The sequence below is a fragment of the Halomonas sp. ND22Bw genome (assembly GCF_003011945.1).
Taxonomy (GTDB): domain Bacteria; phylum Pseudomonadota; class Gammaproteobacteria; order Pseudomonadales; family Halomonadaceae; genus Halomonas; species Halomonas halophila.
The window spans coordinates 1-420 of sequence record NZ_PXWD01000219.1 but is presented as its reverse complement, the minus strand read 5'-3'; the positions used below and the strand labels follow the sequence as shown (position 1 = coordinate 420).

The following is a 420-nucleotide window of genomic DNA, read 5'->3' as shown; positions in this document are numbered from 1 at the left end:
AGCTCGAACCCTGCCGTCAGCAGCCGGTGCGCCAGCGTACGATGGTAATTACCCGTCGCCTCGAACCCGACGATGATAGGGCGCCCGATGGCAGCGAGTTGCTCGGCAAAGCCGTCATAGTCCTGCCTGGTCGCCATGACGGTCATCCGCCGGCGCCGGCCGCCTTCCGGTCGCTCGATGAGAACCTCCTGTCGGCTCTTGGACATGTCGATGGCTACCAGCACGGCGCCGGCAGGCGTAGAGGTGAGCTTGGTCATGGTCGGTCGGCCTCCAAAGTGTTGTCTCGACAACCTCACTTTAGATACCTGCTGACCGGCCATGGCTTGCCCTGATGAAGTCTACGGCCGCTACGCGGCCTTGTCTTCATCAGGGCCATAGCGGCTCCCGAACCAGCGCTTCCCAATGTGCTACGGCACCGAG

1 pseudogene is annotated in these 420 nt (G+C 63.1%); it reads right to left on the bottom strand.

Annotation, left to right across the window (positions count from 1 at the left end):
• Window positions 1–257, bottom strand: a pseudogene (locus CVH10_RS17760) (IS110 family transposase); the annotation flags it as partial.
• Between the last annotated feature and the right edge of the window lie 163 nt (window positions 258–420).